General features: G+C 73.5%; 12 protein-coding genes. 11 read left to right on the top strand and 1 reads right to left on the bottom strand.

Going from position 1 to position 17,150, the window contains the following annotated elements:
• Nucleotides 1-158 precede the first annotated feature (158 nt).
• From GB864_RS15290 to GB864_RS15270, 5 genes are read left to right on the top strand one after another with little or no spacing between them, the layout of a single operon-like run.
• Nucleotides 159-3,209, top strand: a complete 3,051-nt coding sequence (locus GB864_RS15290; RefSeq protein WP_160426561.1) for a hypothetical protein — start codon at nucleotides 159-161, stop codon at nucleotides 3,207-3,209.
• 53 nt (nucleotides 3,210-3,262) lie between these two features.
• Nucleotides 3,263-5,749 carry an ATP-dependent helicase gene (locus GB864_RS15285; RefSeq protein ID WP_160426560.1) on the top strand — a complete coding sequence of 829 codons (2,487 nt, stop codon included), beginning with the start codon at nucleotides 3,263-3,265 and terminating at the stop codon, nucleotides 5,747-5,749.
• Complete coding sequence (locus GB864_RS15280) at nucleotides 5,746-6,288, top strand: NUDIX domain-containing protein (RefSeq protein ID WP_160426559.1); 543 nt, start codon at nucleotides 5,746-5,748, stop codon at nucleotides 6,286-6,288. Before GB864_RS15285 ends, GB864_RS15280 begins: the two co-directional genes overlap by 4 nt.
• Nucleotides 6,285-7,367: an FUSC family protein gene (locus GB864_RS15275; RefSeq protein WP_336604034.1), complete on the top strand. Its 1,083-nt coding sequence runs from the start codon at nucleotides 6,285-6,287 to the stop codon at nucleotides 7,365-7,367. The genes GB864_RS15280 and GB864_RS15275 overlap by 4 nt, the downstream gene beginning before the upstream one ends.
• Nucleotides 7,364-8,263 carry a hypothetical protein gene (locus tag GB864_RS15270; RefSeq protein ID WP_160426558.1) on the top strand — a complete coding sequence of 300 codons (900 nt, stop codon included), beginning with the start codon at nucleotides 7,364-7,366 and terminating at the stop codon, nucleotides 8,261-8,263. Before GB864_RS15275 ends, GB864_RS15270 begins: the two co-directional genes overlap by 4 nt.
• Here the strand turns inward: GB864_RS15270 and GB864_RS15265 are convergent.
• Nucleotides 8,248-11,013 carry a hypothetical protein gene (locus tag GB864_RS15265; RefSeq protein WP_160426557.1) on the bottom strand — a complete coding sequence of 922 codons (2,766 nt, stop codon included), beginning with the start codon at nucleotides 11,011-11,013 and terminating at the stop codon, nucleotides 8,248-8,250. The genes GB864_RS15270 and GB864_RS15265 overlap by 16 nt on opposite strands.
• Nucleotides 11,014-11,204: 191 nt before the next feature.
• On the opposite strand from GB864_RS15265, the gene GB864_RS15260 reads away from it, so the two are divergent.
• The 6 genes from GB864_RS15260 to GB864_RS15235 form a co-directional block, all read left to right on the top strand.
• A complete protein-coding gene (locus GB864_RS15260; RefSeq protein WP_336604033.1) occupies nucleotides 11,205-12,128 on the top strand; it encodes an ABC transporter ATP-binding protein in 924 nt (307 codons plus the stop codon).
• Nucleotides 12,125-12,964 carry an ABC transporter permease gene (locus tag GB864_RS15255; RefSeq protein ID WP_160426556.1) on the top strand — a complete coding sequence of 280 codons (840 nt, stop codon included), beginning with the start codon at nucleotides 12,125-12,127 and terminating at the stop codon, nucleotides 12,962-12,964. Before GB864_RS15260 ends, GB864_RS15255 begins: the two co-directional genes overlap by 4 nt.
• Nucleotides 12,961-13,230 (top strand): helix-turn-helix transcriptional regulator, encoded by a 270-nt coding sequence (locus tag GB864_RS15250; protein WP_160426555.1) that lies wholly within the window; start codon nucleotides 12,961-12,963, stop codon nucleotides 13,228-13,230. The genes GB864_RS15255 and GB864_RS15250 overlap by 4 nt, the downstream gene beginning before the upstream one ends.
• Before the next feature lie 212 nt (nucleotides 13,231-13,442).
• Nucleotides 13,443-14,612 carry an ADP-forming succinate--CoA ligase subunit beta gene (gene sucC, locus GB864_RS15245; protein ID WP_160426554.1) on the top strand — a complete coding sequence of 390 codons (1,170 nt, stop codon included), beginning with the start codon at nucleotides 13,443-13,445 and terminating at the stop codon, nucleotides 14,610-14,612.
• 14 nt (nucleotides 14,613-14,626) lie between these two features.
• A complete protein-coding gene (gene sucD, locus GB864_RS15240) occupies nucleotides 14,627-15,529 on the top strand; it encodes a succinate--CoA ligase subunit alpha (RefSeq protein ID WP_160426553.1) in 903 nt (300 codons plus the stop codon).
• 172 nt (nucleotides 15,530-15,701) lie between these two features.
• On the top strand, nucleotides 15,702-17,150 hold a 1,449-nt coding region (locus GB864_RS15235), incomplete at its 3' end, for a cell division protein PerM (protein WP_160426552.1).

The following is a 17,150-nucleotide window of genomic DNA, read 5'->3' as shown; positions in this document are numbered from 1 at the left end:
CCGCCGCAGGGCGCGCCGGTGCCGCCGCCGGCCCAGCAGTCCGTGCCGCCGCAGCCGCAGCCGCCCGTGGCGCCGCCGACCCCGCCGCAGTGACCTGCACCGGCCCGGCCCCCGAAACGGGGTCGGGCCGGTTCCGTCGGCGCACCTATGCTCTGCTCATGCCACGCGCGCGACGACGACCCGGGATCCTCGCGGCGATCGTCGCGCTCGTGCTCGTGGGGCTCGGCGCCGGGATCGGCGTCGGCGTCGGGGACGCGCTCGGCATCCGCACCGAGTCGGCCGAGCCCATGGGCTCCGACCCGGTCGAACCCGCCGCCGTCGCCGCGGCCGTCATGCCGCCCGAGCTCGCCTCCGTCGAGGTGCCGGGCGGGCCGCGTTTCGAGGCCGCGGTCGACGAACTGCGGGATGCGACGGCGGACGCGGAGCGCCGCGACGGCACGGCGAGCCTCGCCGTCACGGTGACCGGAGCGGCGAGGGAGAGCGGCGACGGGGCCGACGACGCCTACCGGCTCGAGGTCGACGGCTCGACGTACCGGGTCACCGCGGCGAGCGACGACGGCGCCGTCCGCGGCGTCTACGACGTGGCCGCCGCCGTCCGCGCCGGCCGGTCGATCGCCGCGGAGGTAGGGCCGCACGACGCGAGCCGACTGCCGCTGCGGATGGTCGACCTCGGCGCCGTGGGCGTCGCCCCGGACCCCGCCGTCTGGTCCGCCGGCACCGACTACTCCCACGCGTCCCACGCTTTCGCCGACGCGATCCTGCCGGAGCCGCCCTACGTCGACGAAGCCGCGCTCGCCGCGGCGTACGAGGACTTCGACACGTTCCTCCGGCACAGCCTCGCGAACGGCTCGAACGCCGTGGCGTTCCCCGGCTTCGTCGAGTTCGTCACGTTCGACGACGCGCCGGGCGGGCCGATCTACGGCCCCGACGACCCGCATCGCGACCGCGCGATCGCACTGCGCGACGCGTTCGCGCCGTTCTGGCAGCGCGCCGACGAACTCGGGGTGCGCGTCTACCTCCGCACCGACATGCTCGCCCTCACCGACCCGCTCGAGGCGGAGCTCGTCGCGCGTTTCGGCTCCCTCGACACCGAGAACCCCGAGCTCTGGGACGTCTACGCCGCCGGGCTCGACGAGCTCTACGCCGCCGAGCCCGCCCTCGACGGGGTGCTCATCCGCGTCGGCGAGGCCGGACCGGTGTACGACGTCGCCGGGTGGGACGTGTCCTCCGCACTCGCGGTGACGAGCGTCGACGCCGTGCGCACCATGCTCGAGGTGCTCTCCGCGCAGGCGGAGGCGGCGGAGCGCGAGGTGATCTTCCGCAGCTGGACCGTCGGCATCGGCGACGTCGGCGACCTGCACACCGACGTGGACTCGTACGAGGCGGCGCTCTCCGGACTCGATTCGCCGGGGCTCATCGTGTCGACCAAGTACACGCTCGGCGACTTCTACTCGTGGCTGCCGCTCAACGAGACCCTCGCGCAGGGCGAGCAGCGCCGCATCGTCGAGTTCCAGAGCCGCCGCGAGTTCGAGGACTACGGGGCGCTGCCGAACGACCTCGGCGCCGAGTACCGGTGGGCGCTGCAGCGCCTGCTCGAGTCGAACGATCGCATCGAGGGCGTCTGGGTGTGGACGCAGGACGGCGGGCCCTGGCGGGCCGGTCCGATGAGCCTGTATCTGAAGTCCGGCTTCTGGCAGCTGTACGAGCTCAACACGCAGGTCGCCGCGGTGCTCGCCGCCGACCCCGCGGCCGACCCTGCCCGCGTCACGGCCGACTGGGCGCGCGAGCACTTCTCCGACGACCCGGAGACCGTGGCGGCGATCGCCGCCGCCATGGCCGAGTCCCGCACCGCCGTGCAGCAGGGGCTCTACCTCGAACCGTTCGCCGAGCAGCGCGTGTTCGCGATCGGGCTCGAACCGCCGCCCATGATGTGGATCTTCGAGTGGGACATCCTCACCGGCGACTCGGCGGTGCTCGACGTCATGTACGCCATCGTCCGCGACGCGACGGGCGGCGAGCTGGATGACGCGATCGCCGGCGGCGAGCAGGCGGTCGCGACCGCGGAGGCGATGCGCGAGCGGGTGAGCGCGACCGATCCGGCGACGTGGAAGGACCCGGCGCTCCGCACGGCGTTCCTCGACACGCTCGACTACGAGGTCGACACGCTCGGGATGCTCGATGCGTACCGCTCGATGATCCTGCACGCCGGGCTGTGGCACGACACCGGCTCGGCGGAGGCGCGGAGCGCCTGGGAGGCCGACCGCGACCGCTTCGAGGCGCTCGCCGCGGCCCACGTCGAACGCTACGACGGCGACGTCGACACTCCCGCCTACAACCTCACGGCGGCCGAGCTCGGCGTCGACCGAGCGGAGCGGGACCCGCTCATGGCGTGGCTCGCCCGCGGCCTCGGCGTGCTCGCCGTCGCCTGGATGCTGCTCGGCGCGTTCACCCGGGGTGCGGCGTCCGTCGGATCGGTCCGCAGCGCGGCCCGCGCGGCCTGGACGGCGGCCACCCGGCCGTGGTGCTCCGTGGCGGCGACGGCGGGGCTGTCGCGGGCGGGCACGGCGCTGCTCGTCGCCGTGCCCGCGACGATGCTCGTCCTGACGCGCGCCGTGCAGACCTCGTTCCTGTCGTGGACGCATCCGGCGATCGTGCTCGGCGCGTGGCTCGTGTTCGCGCTCGTGCTCCTCGCGTGCCTGCGGCGCAGCCCGCCGTGGCCCGTGATCGCGGCGGCCGGCGGGGCGATCGTGCTCCGGTGCATCCTCGCGCTCGCAGCGGTCTCGTTCACCGGACCGGGCGGCTACTGGTTCGCGTTCTGGACCGAGCCCGTGCAGCGCACCGCGTACATCGCCCTCGCGTTCGCGTGCTTCATCTGGGTGTTCGTCGCGGCCGGATGGGCGCTCGGCGCCGCGATCGGGGCGCGGCGGGCGAGCGGCGCCGTCCTGGCCGCGGTCGGCGCCGGGCTCCTCGTTCCCGCCGCGATCATCGGGGCGATCGGGCTCGAAACCGCGATGACGGCCTGGAACGACGAGCTGGGGCTGCTGCCGTGGGGGCTCTCCCGCATCCTCGGTCTCACGGCCTACCTCGAGATCCCCGTCTCGACGCCCTGGTACGCGGCGGCCGCTGGCGGCGCGCTCCTCGTCGTCGGACTCGGGCTCGCGTTCATCGGCCGCCGGCCGACGCCACGGGCATCCGCCGAGCCGGCCTGAACCCGGATGCACCCGGCGCGCTGTCGGCGGGCGCGCCTACAATTGGGCTCGACATGACGATCATCCTCGATCCCGACGAGCCCGCCGGTTGGCGGGAGGCCCCGAGCGCTCCGGCCGCCGACGACAACCCCTTCGTGCAGGGCCTCAACCCCGAGCAGCGCGAAGCGGTCGAGTACCGCGGGCCCGCACTGCTCATCGTCGCGGGCGCGGGCTCGGGCAAGACGCGCGTGCTGACCCACCGCATCGCCGGGCTCATCGCGAGCCGCGAGGCGTGGCCGAGCCAGATCCTCGCGATCACCTTCACGAACAAGGCCGCCGCCGAGATGCGCGAGCGCGTCGGCGCCCTGCTCGGCGAGGCCGACGACGGCATGTGGATCTCGACGTTCCACTCCGCGTGCGTGCGCATCCTGCGCCGCGAGGCCGAGGCGATCGGGCTCTCGCAGACCTTCACGATCTACGACTCCGCCGACCAGCGCACGATCCTGAAGCGCATCATCAAGGAGCTCGACGCCGACACGATGGGCTTCACGCCCGCCGGCGCGGCCTCGAAGATCTCCAAGCTCAAGAACGAGCTCGCCGACGTCGAGACGTACGCGCGCAACGCCAACCTCAACGACCCGCACGAGGTCACGTTCCTCTCGATCTTCCGCGAGTACTCGCGGCGGCTGCGCGACGCGAGCGCGCTCGACTTCGACGACCTCATCGCCGAGACCGTGTACCTCTTCCGGGCGTTCCCGAAGACGGCCGCGCTCTACCGGCGCCGCTTCCGCCACCTCCTCGTCGACGAGTACCAGGACACGAACCACGCGCAGTACTCGCTCATCCACGAGCTCACGCGCCCGGTCGAGCCCGAGGAGGTGCACGAGCTCGAGGCGCAGGGCCTGCACGTGCGGGGCCTGCTCGACGCGAACCACGAGATCCCGGGCGCCTCGCTCACCGTCGTCGGCGACTCCGACCAGTCGATCTACGCCTTCCGCGGCGCCGACATCCGCAATATCAGCGAGTTCGAGCGCGACTTCCCGGGCGCACGGGTCGTGCTGCTCGAGCAGAACTACCGCTCGACGCAGAACATCCTCTCGGCGGCGAACGCGGTCATCGCGAACAACTTCGACCGCAAGGACAAGAACCTCTGGACGGCCGACGGCGCCGGCGAGCAGATCGTCGGCTACACGGGCTACACCGCGCACGACGAGGCGCAGTTCGTCGCCGACGAGATCGACGCACTGCACCGCGCCGGCATGGCCTACCGCGAGATGGCCGTCTTCTACCGCACCAATGCGCAGACGCGTGCACTGGAGGAGATCTTCGTGCGCTCGGCCGTTCCGTACCGAGTGATCGGCGGCACGAAGTTCTACGAGCGCGCCGAGATCAAGGATGCGATGGCCTACCTCATCGCCGTCGCGAACCCGCTCGACGAGCTCGCGCTGCGACGCATCCTGAACACGCCGAAGCGCGGCATCGGGCCGGCGACCGAGACGGCGCTCGCGAAGTTCGCCGACGAGAACGACCTGTCCTTCCGCGAGGCGATGCGCGCGGCCGCCGGGCTGGGCCTCGGCCCCAAGGTGACCGGTGCGATCCTCGGCCTCGTCGGCATCCTCGACCAGGCGGCGCTCATGATGGTGCCGACGGACCCGGCTTCCGGGTCGAACGCCGGCGCCGCGAAGGTGAGCGAGGTGCTCGCCTTCCTCCTGGCCGAGGGCGGCCTCGTCACGGCGCTGCGCGGCTCTCGCGACCCGCAGGACGAGACGCGCGCCGAGAACGTCGAGGAGCTCCTCGCCCAGACGAAGGCGTTCGACACCGAGAACCCCGGCTCGACCCTCGTCGACTACCTCACGCAGGTCTCGCTCGTCGCCGCCGCCGACGAGTTGGATGACGCGTCGGGCACGGTCTCCCTCATGACGCTGCACACCGCGAAGGGCCTCGAGTTCGAGGCCGTGTTCCTCACCGGCATCGAGGAGGGACTGCTGCCGCACCAGATGTCGGCGACCGAGCCCGGCGGCCCCGCCGAGGAGCGGCGCCTCTTCTACGTGGGCATCACCCGCGCGCGCAAGCGCCTCTACCTCTCGCTCGCGATGAGCCGCGCCCAGTTCGGCGAGGTCGCCGTCGCGATGCCCTCGCGCTACCTCCAGGAGATCCCCGAGGGGCTCATCGACTGGAAGCAGTCGCCGGGCGACGCCACGAGCCGCGGCGGCACGCAGCCGCGGGCGCTCAATGCGCGGCGCGGGCCGGGCTCGGGCGGGTACGGCCGCTCGGCCGACGACCGGTTCGGCTCGGCACGACGACTCGAGTCGCTCGACCGCTTCTCGGTCACGAAGTCGGAAGCGCCTCGCGCCGAGTGGGCCAACAAGGTCACCGGCACGGTGCGCGACAACGGCGACCTGACGCTCGAGGCCGGCGACCGCATCCGCCACACCGACTTCGGCGACGGCACCGTGCAGCAGGTGACGGGCGAGGGCACGAAGCGCATCGCGCACGTCGCGTTCGACGCCGCGGGCGCGAAGAAGCTGCTCATCAAGATCGCCCCGATCGAGAAGCTGTGACCTGGCCCGTCCGCGACTCGCGCGTCGCATACGAGAACCGCTGGATCCGGGTCGTCGAAGACCGGGTCGTCCGCCCCGACGGCGAGGAGGGCGTCTACGGCGTCGTCGAGGTCGTCAACGACGCGGTGTTCATCGTCGCCGTCACCGACGACGACGAAGTGCTGATGGTCACCATCGATCGGCACACCGTCGGCTCGACGATCGAGGTCCCCGCCGGGGGCACCGACGGCGAGGACCCGCTCGCCGCGGCCCGCCGCGAGCTCCTCGAGGAGACCGGCTACGAGGCCGACGAGTGGCGCGAGATCGGCCGGATGACCGCGCTCAACGGCATCGCGCGCGCACCCGAGATCGTGTACCTCGCCACGCGCCTGCACCAGGTCGACGGCGCCGATCGTTCGCAGGCGGAGGAGGGCATCGACGACGTCCGCGCGGTGCCGTGGGCCGAGGTGTTCGAGCTCGTGCGCTCCGGGGCGATCTCCGACGGCGAGACCGTCGCCGCGCTGTTCTACGCCGCGCTCGCGCTCGGGCGCGTCCGGTGAGCGGCGGCGCACCGAGCGGCGCCGCCCCGACGCCCGAACCCTGGTTGCAGCGTGTGCGCGCGCTCGACGTCGAGGTCGCGTTCCGGGCGGCCCTGGCCGCCGTGCTGCCGCTCGCGATCCTCGTCTCGCTCGGCCGCACCGACTGGTCGGCCTATGCCGCCTTCGGCGCGATGACCGCGATCTTCGGCCGCGGCGAGGTCTACCGCATGCGGGCCCGAACCGTCGGAGTCGCGGGCCTCGGCCTCGTGGCGAGCGTCGCCGCGGGCACGGCCATCGCCGCGTTCGCCGCGCCGGCCGCCGCGGAGGCGATCGGAGCGCTCGGTCTGGCCGTCGTCCTCGTCGGCGGCACCCTGCTCGTGCAGGTCTTCCGGCTCGGGCCGCCGACCACCCTCTTCTTCGTGTTCGGGCTCATGGTGACGGCCGCCGTGCCGACCCCGGCCGACGAGTACGGCATCCGGGTGGGGCTCGCCGCGACGAGCGCCGTGTTCGCCTGGCTGCTCTCGATGTCGGGGTGGGTGCTGCGCCGCGCGGCTGCGGCGCGGGGCATCCGACCGTTCAAGGACCTCGCCCGCGACCTCGCCGTGCGCCCCGCCGCCCTCGTCGACGGCCGCGTCTGGATCCAGATCGCCCAGCTCTGCGCGGCCTCGGCGATCGTGTGGGTCGTCGCCGACCTGCTCGACCTCGGGCATCCGTACTGGGCGCTCGTCTCGGCGGTGGCGGCCATCCCGCCGCCCGGCGCCGCGCACACGATCTCGCGCGCCTGGCACCGCGTGATCGGCACGGTCGGCGGCGTCGTGATCACCTTCCTCCTGCTCTGGCCCGACCCGCCCGTCCAGGTGCTCGTCCTGGTCATCGGCCTCGCGCAGTTCGGCGCCGAGATCCTCGTCGGACGCCACTACGGCGCCGCGCTGCTCGTCATCACGCCGCTCGCGCTCGTCGTCTCGCACCTCGGCAACCCCGGTCCCGTCGAGCCGCTGCTCGTGGACCGACTCGTGGACACCGTGCTCGGCGCCGCCGCGGGCGTGCTGCTCGTGCTCGCGGCGATGGGACTCGATCGAGTGCGGGCGCGTCGAGCATGAGCGCGCGACCGATCACCGCAGTGCAGCGGGCCGAGAAGCTGGGGCTCGACGGCCGGCCGAGCACGCGCGCCGTCGCCCGCAGTCTGCAGGACGCCGCGCTGCGCAGCATCGACCGCTCGGCCGCCGAGCGGATCGAGCGGATCGACCGCACGTTCGACCGGGCGGCCGCACATGCGGCACAGGTCGCGCAGTCCCCGGAGGTCCGTGCCGCCGCCGCGGTGGCGCGCTCGCGCGCGTTCCGGGCGAGCACCCCGCTCTTCGCCGCGTCGATCGTGGCGGCGTTCGCCGCGGCCGGCACGTTCGTCGTGCCGATCGGCGGCGGTCGGTACGGCTCCAATTGGGCCGACCTGCCGGAGGTCTCCCGCGAGGTGCTCGTGCTGCAACTCGTCGGACTCGCCGCCCTCGTCGTCGCCGTCGCCGTGCGTCGCCGGGCGGCGCCCTCGCTCGCGGTGTCCGCCGTGTTCGGCACGGGTGCGGCCTTCAGCGCGGCGGGGCTCGTCACCATGACGGTGCGGATGCTCCTCGAAGGCCCGACCGCGACGGCGCTCGTCGCGACGGCGCTCGCGGTGCCGAACCTCGTGCTCGCCCTCGTCCTCGCCGTGCGCACCCACCGAATCGCGAGGGCGCGGCCGCACGAAGCCGCGTCGAACGACGGCGGGGCGCTGCCGCCGCGGCCCGACGAGGCGACCTGGAACACCCTGCTCGAAGCGGCCGCCGACGCGCGCGCCGGCGCCGCGGCGGTCTTCGCGTCGCTCGCTCCCGCCGAAGCGGCGCGCTTCGAGGCGGACTACCGCGCGGGGCTCGAGGTGCTCGGCCGGCGGGCGGGCGTCGGGTTCGACGCGGCGCGCCGGCTGCGACCGCTGGAGGCGGCCGCAGCCCGCTATGCGGTGGACTGACCCGCGCTCGCGGGCACCGGCGGGGACGGTGTCGTCACCGGGCCGGTCGTCTCGGCCTTCGTCAGCCCGGCATCCATGCCGTCGACCAGCCGGCGCAGCGCCTGCTGGTAGACGGGGGAGCGGAAGTACTCGCCGTGGGTCGCGACCGCGGCGAAGTAGCCGGTCGTGTCGAACTCCTCGGTGTTCAGGTCGACGGGGTTCTCGCCCGGTCGGTTCGAATACGCCGGGAAGCCGAGGATGTCGGTGCCGCGCCACAGGCTCTGCCAACCCGAGATCGGCAGGCGGAATCCCGGGGCATCCAGCGGGCTGCCCGACGGGGCAGCCGCAGACGTGAAGTCGTCGCCCCAGGGGTCGGCGGAGAAGGTGCGGGGACGGCGGCACGGGGTGATGCCGAGGGTGTCGGGGCCGAGCAGCTCCGGGAAGAAGCGCCCGAACCAGGGCCGCAGCTGCACGCCGAAGGTCAGGAACGCCAGCCGGTCGCGGACTCGCTGCGCCTCGGGGTGCAGCGAGAGGATCGACAGCGCGCACGTGGCGACGACGGCGCCCATGCTGTGCGCGACGAGCACGACGCGGCGGTCCTCGCGCGGGGCGCCCTGCGTGGCGTCATCCAGCCACCAGAGGATGCGCGAGGCGATCTCGGGGGCGGCCCGCTCGACGAAGCACGGCGGGCCGAACGGGTGGCCGGTGCGGGGCATGAAGCACGTGACGTCCCACACGATGCCGAGGGGACGCACGGTCTTGTCGCCGCCGAGGACGAGACCGCCCATGACCGCGACGGCGATGAGCCCCCACGCGATGAGGGCGACGTCGGAGAGCGGCCCGAACGCGTCGAACGTCGCCGTCGCGGCCTTCCCGGTCTGGAAGGGCAACGCGGCGGCGACCACGATCGAGCCGACGAGGGCGAGCGCCGACCCGATCGCCAGCATCCAGGCGAGCGGCTCCACGAGGTGGGTGCGGGCGGCGGCGAGGCGCGCCTTGCCGATGCGGTGCGCCATGAACGACGAGTAGGCCGCCGAGTCCGGTGCGGGCCGCATCGGGTCCGCGCCCGGCGCACCCGACTCGAGGGCGGGCCCGCTGTACTCGGCGACGGCCATGGTCGGCACGCCCGACGGGCTCACGGGCCCCGGGCCGGGGACGACGGGCCGCTCCGTCGGCTCGGGCCAGGCGCCGATGCGGTCCTCCAGATCGCGCGGCCGCAGGACGGCGATCACGGCGACGACGATGCCGACGGCGAGCAGTGCGAGCGCGACGACGCCGAACACCGAGTAGAGCGCCGGGAGATCGAGGTCGACGGCGAGGTCGGCGCCGTCGACCGAGCGGATGCGGTCGGTGGTCTCCGTCGCGAGCGAGGACGCGCCCGCCGCGCCGTTGAGCCAGTCGCCGATGCCGACGGCGATGAGGCTCGACCAGATCAGGCCGAGCGCGAGCGAGCAGACCGAGAAGACGGCGGGGCCGAGGCCGTGCCAGGCGCGATACCGGCGCTGGGACTGCCCGGGCAGCTCGGCCCGGGCGCGGACCGGGAAGCACGCCATGATGCCGACGAGGACGACCGCGAGCGCGAGGATCATGAGCACCGTGACACCCGAGATGGCGAGCTCGGCGCCGCCGACGACGGCGATCCCGCTCCAGCACGTGTCGGGGGACTCCACCGCGCTCGCGTCGGCATCGCCCGACATGCAGCCCCGCGTGAGCGTCGCCACCATCACCGCCGAGGCGAGCCAGGCGAGCACGCACAGCGCGAGGAGCGTGCCGTGCCAGATCGGTCGTGCGGGGCGCTTCGGCGCCGAACGCTCGAACGGCATCGTCCGGGTGCCCGCCGCCGTGACGAGCGTCGCGGCGAGCAGCACGACCGACACCCAGAACCCGGCGACGCCCGCGGTCGGATCCGCACCAGACCAGGTGGCGGTGAGAAGCACGGCGGTCAGGGCCGTGGCGGCCGAGAAGTGCGTCATCGCGAGCCGCCCCGTGGCGCCGTTGCGCAGCCAGTACGCGCGTCGGGTGAGCTGCGAGGTTCCGTCGTCGGCGCCGGGCGCGCTGCCGGGCTGCGCCGAACCGACGATGCGGTCGGCGACGTCGTAGCGCAGCCGCGAGAGGGAGGACAGCCACCACAGCCCGCCGACGGCGAGGACGGGCACGAGCGAGAAGAGGGCCACCCGGACCCCCGGGCTCCATGCGGCCATGGCGGCGATCGGGCCGGGCAGGGCCTCGCACCGCACGACGTCGTCGGCGAAGCACTGCATCGCGACGACGTCGAGGGCGACGATCGCGGCCGTGCCCGCCATGAGCAGGGTCAGGAGCACGCCGAACACGCGGATGACGGCGGAGCGGAAGCTCCACCGGGGCCGGGCGCCGCTGGAGAGCTGCCACGTCCACATCCCGGCGTTGGCGAGGGAGAAGGGCAGCAGGAGCGCCCAGCCGGCGCGGGCGAGCACCGCAAGGAACTTGCCGCCGAGGCCGGAGTCCGGGGGAGTGGTGCGCACCATGCCGCCCCACGAGTACATCTCGCGGTGGACGTCGGCGGTCTGCTCGCCGCGGTCGTCGACATCGGCGTCGCTCGCCCGGACGCGCGCCGCGCGGGCTTCGGGCGACGCCTCCCAGAAGGAGCCGAGCGCGTCGCCGGCGGCGAGGCGAACGTCCTCCTTGGGCAGGTCGAGCAGCTCGAACGGTTTCGTGTTGTGCACGCCGTGCACGCGGAGCTCGAGAATGCGCGGCCCCGCCGCCGTCGCACCGGTTCCGACCTGCTGCTCCATGGCGATCTCCGTCTCTCCGACGAGCCGAACGGAGGCGCTCCGCCTCCGACGTGCATGATCCCACCGCGCGGATGCCCGCGTCAGCAGGGTGGACCCGGAGGACGGGGACCGCTGGGACGTTCGACGCGACCGCTCGCAGGAATGTAGTATATGTACTACATTCTTGAGCACGTCGATGATGGGAGCCGGACGTGAACGAAGCGATCGTCGTCGAGGCGGAGGGGCTGCGGATGCGCTACGGCGCCCGCGAGGTGCTCGCCGGCCTCGACCTGCGCATCCATCGCGGCGAAGTCGTCGCGCTGCTGGGGCCGAACGGCGCAGGCAAGACGACGACGATCGAGCTCCTCGAGGGCTTCCGCCGACCGACGTCGGGGACGGTCCGCGTGCTCGGCGAGGATCCAGCGCGCGCCGGCGACGACTGGCGGGCGCGCGTCGGCGTCGTGCTCCAGTCCTGGCGCGACCACGCCCGCTGGAAGGTCGGTCCGCTGCTCGAGCAGTTCGCCGCCCTCTACGCGGGCGTCCGCGCCGCCGGTCGGCCCGCCCCGTACGACGTCGACGAGCTTCTCGGGCTCGTCGGCCTCGCCGCGCAGCGCGGCGCCCTGGTGAAGTCGCTCTCGGGCGGGCAGCGCCGCCGGCTCGACGTCGCGATCGGCCTCGTCGGCCGCCCCGAGCTGCTCTTCCTCGACGAACCGACGGTCGGCTTCGACCCCGTGGCCCGCCACGACTTCCACGAGCTCGTCAACTCCCTCAGCGACTTCGACGAGACCACGGTGCTGCTCACCACGCACGATCTCGCCGAGGCCGAGAAGATCGCCTCCCGCATCCTCATCCTCGATCGGGGCCGCATCGTCGCCGACGGCAGCCCGATCGAGCTCTCCCGCCAAGCCGCGGGGGAGAGCGAGGTGGCGTGGCGCGAAGGCGGGCGCCCCCACGTGCACGCGACCGCCGACCCCGTGGCGTTCCTCCGGGAACTGCTCGCCCGTCCCGGCGCCGAGATCACGGAGCTGCAGGTCCGCGCGCAGACCCTCGAGGAGACCTACCTCGCGATGGTCGCGCGGCACGACGAAGCGGCGGGCGTGGACTCCGCGGCCGCCGAGGGAGAGATGCGCCGATGAACGTCGCGCTGCGCGCCGGAACCCGGCGCGGACTCACCGAGTTCGGCATCTCGCTGCGCACTCCCGGCGACGTGCTCTTCATCGTGCTGGGCGTCGTCGTCGTCGGTGTCGTGCTGTTCCTCCTGCGCGACGCCGAGGTCGCGACCGGTGTGCCGACCGCGTGGTTCGTGATCCCGAGCGTGCTCACGATCCAGCTGGCGTTCATCTCGACCTACGGGCTCGCGTCCGTCGTCGTCACCGAGCGCGAGGACGGCACCCTGCTGCGCGCTCGGGCCCTCCCGGCCGGTGTGCCGACCTACGCGATCGGCGTCACCGTCCGCACTCTCGCCGAGCTCGTCTGCACGGTCGTGCCGACCCTCGTCATCGCGGCGATCGCCCTCGGCGGCGGGTTCGGGCTCGACCCGCTCGGGGCGGCGTTCGTGCTCGGCGTGCTCGTCCTCGGCACCGTCGCCCTCACCCCGCTGGGGATCGTCCTCGGCACGCTGTTCCGCAACCCGCGCTCGGTCGGCGGGTGGGGCTTCCTCATCCTGGGGGCCATCGCGTTCGCTTCGGGGCTCATTCAGCCCATCTCGACGTTGCCGCCGTGGGTGCAGCCGATCGGCCTCGCCCTGCCCCTGTACTGGATCGGCCATGCACTGCGCAGCGCCTTCCTGCCCGCCGAGTTCGGGGCGATCGAGGCGACCGGCGCCTGGCAGCCCGGACTCGCCGTGGCGATCGTGGCGGCGTGGGCCGTCGTCGCCCTGCTCCTCGCGCCCCGCTTGCTTCGCCGGGTCGCCCGCCGCGAGACCGGCTCGGCCATCGAAGCGCGGCGCCAGGCCGCGCTGCGTCGCGCATGAGCGCCGCCGACGCGCACGGGGAGGGCGGCTCCCGCGCCGATCTCGTGCACAACCGCGTCGCGATGCTGCGCGCCGAACGGCGGGTCAGCCGACGCGAGCTCGCCCAGGCCATCGGGGTGCATTACCAGACGGTCGGCTACCTCGAGCGGGGCGAGTTCAACCCGAGCCTGCACCTCGCGTTGCGCATCGCGCGCTTCTTCGAGGTGCCCGTCGAGTTCGTCTTCTCGCTCGACGAGTTCCCCCGTATCGGACCGGACGCGGGCTGAGCGGCGCCCGGCCCGTCGCATCCGTTCCGCTCAGGCTGCACCACTCGTTCCGCTGCCCGGCACCGGCGATTCTGCGCGGCCATAGCGGAGGGGTAGCATGGTCGCGGCCCGAAGAGATCTCTCGATGTCGAGACATCGGGAACCTGCGATCGGGTCATCACCCCACCATGCTGCGCGGGCACGAGCCGCGCGAACCGATTGGATACGAACGCGTGGATCTGTACGAGTACCAGGCGAGAGACCTGTTCGAAGCGCACGGCGTCCCGGTGCTCCCGGGCATCGTCGCCGACACCCCCGAAGAGGTGCGCGCCGCAGCCGAGCAGCTCGGCGGCGTGACCGTGGTCAAGGCCCAGGTCAAGATCGGCGGCCGCGGCAAGGCCGGCGGCGTCAAGGTCGCGAAGACCCCCGAGGACGCCTTCACGGCGGCCCAGGGCATCCTCGGCCTCGACATCAAGGGCCACGTCGTCAAGCGCGTCATGGTCGCGGGCGGCGCCCGCATCGCGCAGGAGTTCTACTTCTCGGTGCTCCTCGACCGCGCCAACCGCTCCTACCTCTCGCTCACCTCCTACGAGGGCGGCATGGAGATCGAGCAGCTCGCCGTCGAGCGTCCCGAGGCCCTCGCCCGCATCGAGGTCGACCCGATCGCCGGCATCACGCTCGAGACCGCCACCGCGATCGCCGAGCAGGCCAAGTTCCCGGCCGAGCTCATCGGCAAGGTCGCCCCGGTCATCGTGAAGCTCTACGAGGTCTACGTGCAGGAGGACGCGACGCTCGTCGAGGTCAACCCGCTCGTCCTCACCGAGGAGGGCGACATCATCGCCCTCGACGGCAAGGTCTCGCTCGACGAGAACGCCGGCTTCCGCCACCCCGAGCACGAGGCGCTCGAGGACAAGGCCGCGGCCGACCCGCTCGAGGCGGCCGCGAAGGCCCTCGACCTCAACTACGTCAAGCTCGACGGCGAGGTCGGCATCATCGGCAACGGCGCGGGCCTCGTCATGTCGACGCTCGACGTCGTCGCGTACGCCGGCGAGAACCACGGCGGCGTCAAGCCCGCCAACTTCCTCGACATCGGCGGCGGCGCGTCGGCCGAGGTCATGGCCAACGGGCTCGGCATCATCCTCGGCGACCCGCAGGTCACCTCGGTGTTCGTCAACGTCTTCGGCGGCATCACCGCGTGCGACGCGGTCGCCAACGGCATCGTGGGCGCGCTCGCCAAGCTCGGCGACTCCGCCGACAAGCCGATCGTCGTGCGTCTCGACGGCAACAACGTCGTCGAGGGCCGCGCCATCCTCGAGGAGGCCGCGCACCCGCTCGTCACCCTCGCCGAGAACATGGACCAGGGCGCCGACAAGGCCGCCGAGCTGGCCTTCGCCGCCAAGTAAGGACCGACCCGAAAATGACCATCTTCCTCAACAAGGACTCCAAAGTCATCGTCCAGGGCATCACCGGCGGCGAGGGCACCAAGCACACCGCGCGGATGCTCGCGGCGGGCACCCAGGTCGTCGGCGGCGTGAACGCGCGCAAGGCCGGCACCACCGTCTCGCACGTCGACGCCGACGGCGCCGCCGTCGACCTGCCCGTGTTCGCGTCGGTCGCCGAGGCGATCGCCGCCACCGGCGCCGACGTCTCCATCGCCTTCGTGCCGCCGGCCTTCACCAAGGACGCGGTCATCGAGGCCATCGACGCGGAGATCCCGCTGCTCGTCGTCATCACCGAGGGCGTGCCCGTGCAGGACTCGGCCGAGTTCTGGGCCTACGCCAAGGAGAAGGGCGGCACGACCCGCATCATCGGGCCGAACTGCCCCGGCATCATCAGCCCCGGCGAGTCGCTCGTCGGCATCACCCCGGCGAACATCACCGGCAAGGGCCCGATCGGCCTCGTCTCGAAGTCGGGCACTCTGACCTACCAGATGATGTACGAGCTGCGTGACCTGGGCTTCTCGACGGCCATCGGCATCGGCGGCGACCCGATCATCGGCACGACGCACATCGACGCGCTCGCCGCGTTCGAGGCCGACCCCGAGACCAAGGCGATCGTCATGATCGGCGAGATCGGCGGCGACGCCGAGGAGCGCGCGGCCGACTTCATCAAGGCGAACGTCACCAAGCCGGTCGTCGGCTACGTCGCGGGCTTCACGGCTCCCGAGGGCAAGACGATGGGCCACGCGGGCGCGATCGTGTCCGGCTCGGCCGGCACCGCCCAGGCGAAGAAGGAGGCCCTCGAGGCCGCCGGCGTGAAGGTCGGCAAGACGCCGTCCGAGACCGCCCGCCTGCTGCGCGAGGTCTACGCCGCCCTCTGAGGCCGGTGAACGCGACGGGGTCGGCGGGCAGGTGCCCGCCGACCCCGTTCCGCGTCCGGCGAGGGTGCGGGCGGGCGTCGGGGCGGTGGATGCCGAGGCGCGACCGGCAATCCGGTGGGGGTCGGGCGGGGCGCCCGGTCGTGTCCGCGCCGCGGGCTAGGCTGCCCGAGCGATGAACCGACTGCCCACCGCCCTGCTCTCCGCCCTCGAAGCCGCGATCGCGGCGGTCGTCGGACTCGCGGCCCTCCTCGTGCCCATGAGCCTGCTCTGGGCGGTGCAGTTCGGCATGTCGACCGACTTCGCCGTCTTCTGGCGTGCGACTGGCGTCGTGTGGCTCCTCGGCCACGGAGCCGACGTGACGATGACCCTCGACGAGGCGTTCGCCGCGACGGTCGGCCTCGACCAGTCCGCCCGCACGTTCCCCGTGACCGTCGCGCTGCTCGGCCTCGGCCTCGTCACGGCGCTCTTCGCTCGGCGCATCGGCGTGCGCGCGACGCGCGCGGGGCATCCGGTCGTGGGCATCGTCTCGGCCGCGCTCGTGGTCGGGGCGATCGGGTCCCTCGTCGCCGCGACGAGCACGTCGGCCGCGACCGAGCCCGGCTCCGTGCAGGCCGCGCTGCTCCCGGCCCTCGTCGCCGGCGTCGCGGCCGCGGTCGGGGCGATCGGCGAGTCCCTGCGCGCCGGCGCACTCGATGCCGAGGAGCCCGGCCCGATCGCCCTGCGGGTCGCCCTGCTCCCGCACGGTCTCGTCTCAGGGGTGCGGGCCGCCTTCCGCGGCGGCGTCGGGGCGGCGGCGCTGCTGCTCGGCGCGGCCGCGATCGTCGTGGCGGTGTCGGTGTTCGTGCGCTTCGCCGACGTCGTCGCGGTGTTCCAGGCGCTGCAGACCGGGGTCGTGGGCGGCATCGCGGTGAGCGTCGCGCAGCTCAGCGTGCTCCCGAACATCGTCGTATGGGCCGCCGCCTGGCTGCTCGGGCCGGGATTCGCGGTGGGCGCGGGCTCGGCGATCGGACCCACGGAGCAGGTCGCGGGCGCCGTGCCCGCACTGCCGATCGCCGCACTCCTGCCCGCCGGCACGGGCATCGGGCTCGTCTGCCTCGTCGTGCCGATCTCGGCGGGCGTCGCCGCAGGGATGCTCCTCCAGCGCTCCGAGCGCTCCGACGCCGGCATCGCCGTGACGGCGGCGCGCGCGGGCGGGGCGGCTCTGGTCGCGGCCTCGCTCCTCGCGCTCGCCGCGTGGTGGTCGGGCGGCGCGATCGGGCCGGGCCGCCTCGGCGAAGTGGGTCCCGACCCCCTCGCCGTGCTGCTCTTCGCCCTCGGCGCGGTGGGCGTGCCCCTCGTCGCCGCAGCGACGATCGCGGCGGCCGTCGATGCACGCGACCTCGCCCGCCTGCCGCAGTCGCGCATCCTCCCGACGGACCGATACGACGTCGGTGCGCGGGGCGGATCGGCCGTCCCGACCCCGACTCCGACTCCGACCTCGAACGCGAAAGCGGTCGCGACGTCGCCGGAGCCGGCCGAGGCGACCGCCCGGGTCGCCGCCGCCGTCGCCGCGGCGACCGGCGTCGTCGGGCCGATGCGCGCGGATCCGGGCCGGTCGGATCCGGGGCCGGCGTCGACGCCG

Origin of the sequence: Agromyces seonyuensis, from assembly GCF_009789225.1 — a bacterium.
In the GTDB taxonomy this organism is placed as follows: Bacteria; Actinomycetota; Actinomycetes; order Actinomycetales; family Microbacteriaceae; genus Agromyces; species Agromyces seonyuensis.
The sequence above is the reverse complement of the archived record's forward strand: the minus strand, read 5'-3'. Positions and strand labels throughout refer to the sequence as shown.

What these genes read in the sequence shown, in the direction of transcription:
- GB864_RS15270 (WP_160426558.1), top strand. Translation starts at nt 7,364, where the DNA reads ATGAGCGCGCGACCGATCACCGCAGTGCAGCGGGCCGAGAAGCTGGGG.
- sucD (WP_160426553.1), top strand. Translation starts at nt 14,627, where the DNA reads ATGACCATCTTCCTCAACAAGGACTCCAAAGTCATCGTCCAGGGCATC.
- GB864_RS15265 (WP_160426557.1), bottom strand. Translation starts at nt 11,013, where the DNA reads ATGGAGCAGCAGGTCGGAACCGGTGCGACGGCGGCGGGGCCGCGCATT.
- GB864_RS15255 (WP_160426556.1), top strand. Translation starts at nt 12,125, where the DNA reads ATGAACGTCGCGCTGCGCGCCGGAACCCGGCGCGGACTCACCGAGTTC.
- GB864_RS15285 (WP_160426560.1), top strand. Translation starts at nt 3,263, where the DNA reads ATGACGATCATCCTCGATCCCGACGAGCCCGCCGGTTGGCGGGAGGCC.
- GB864_RS15290 (WP_160426561.1), top strand. Translation starts at nt 159, where the DNA reads ATGCCACGCGCGCGACGACGACCCGGGATCCTCGCGGCGATCGTCGCG.
- GB864_RS15250 (WP_160426555.1), top strand. Translation starts at nt 12,961, where the DNA reads ATGAGCGCCGCCGACGCGCACGGGGAGGGCGGCTCCCGCGCCGATCTC.